Genomic DNA, 1145 nt, shown 5'->3' on the forward strand with positions numbered 1-1145 from the left:
TATGCCGAACTAAGGGAAGCGATGAAAATCCGCGAACATCTGTCGACAGATCTGCGCGTGGTGCAAGGCCGCGTTCATAACTGGTTGGATCGGTACTTTCCAGAGTTCCTTACGGTGTTTAAGGATTGGGAATGCAAGTCAGCACGCCAAATGCTCAGTCTTTATTTGTTACCGCATGAGCTGGTTTYTGAATCTGAGGAAACCTTGCTGAGTCATCTTAGAAAGATTGCCAAACGAGGGCTTGGCATCGAACGTATGAGAAGCCTGAAAGCAGCAGCAAGCSGTTCTGTTGGTATACGAGAAGGGACGGCATTAGCAAAACTCGAGCTAAGGTTGTTGTTAACACAGTATGAGCTGCTAGAGAGTAAGTTTGAAGAGCTTGAGGCAAGGCTGGATGAGCTCTTGGAGCAAATCCCTCATGTGAAGAAACTAATGGCTATTAAAGGGATTGGCCGTGACAGTATTGCTGGTTTTCTCGCTGAAGTTGGCGACATAGAGCGATACAGACATCCCAAACAGATTATTAAGCTCGCCGGCTTGAATCTTAAAGAAAATACGTCAGGTAAACACAAGGGACAAACAAAGATTACGAAGCGAGGTCGTAGGCGGCTACGAGCGCTRCTATTTCGCGTGATGATGCCACTGGTGGCTAAGAACYGGGCGTTTAAGGCCTTGCATCAGTATTACACGAAACGGCCAGATAATCCCTTGAAAAAGATGCAGTCGCTCATTGCGTTATGCAACAARCTAATTCGCGTTCTGTTTGGTGTCCTGAAAAAGGGGCATGAGTTTAGTGAAGAAAAGATGTTACAGGATATCCCCCAATTCACGGCAGTGTCATTAGCAGCTTAAATTCAATGTTTTCATAGAAGACGAACGTAGATAAGAGAGTTACAGACAATTGAAGCACGGATGAGTCGGAACAAAACTAACATACGGACGAAGATCCTGACGGGCAGCAATATCCGACCTCCACCTCATGGACAGGTTGAATGAAGGAATGTGGGAGCGTAGACTCTGTGAGACATGGGAGGGTTGACCTCCATGAGACGATGTGGAGATCCAAAGGTGCGACCATAAATCTTCCCAAAGTCCACTTTTTTAAACGAGTGGTCTGAGTGGAGAGGCTTTTTGTACATTCTTCG

The 1145-nt window shown here is 46.2% G+C and carries 1 protein-coding gene; it reads left to right on the forward strand.

Annotation, left to right across the window (positions count from 1 at the left end; genetic code table 11):
• Positions 1-852 (forward strand): transposase (locus AB4Z45_RS32895; RefSeq protein WP_441913835.1); only part of this gene is annotated, 852 nt, incomplete at its 5' end.
• Positions 853-1145: the final 293 nt, after the last annotated feature.

Origin of the sequence: Paenibacillus sp. MCAF9, assembly GCF_052114265.1 — a bacterium.
In the GTDB taxonomy this organism is placed as follows: Bacteria; Bacillota; Bacilli; order Paenibacillales; family Paenibacillaceae; genus Pristimantibacillus.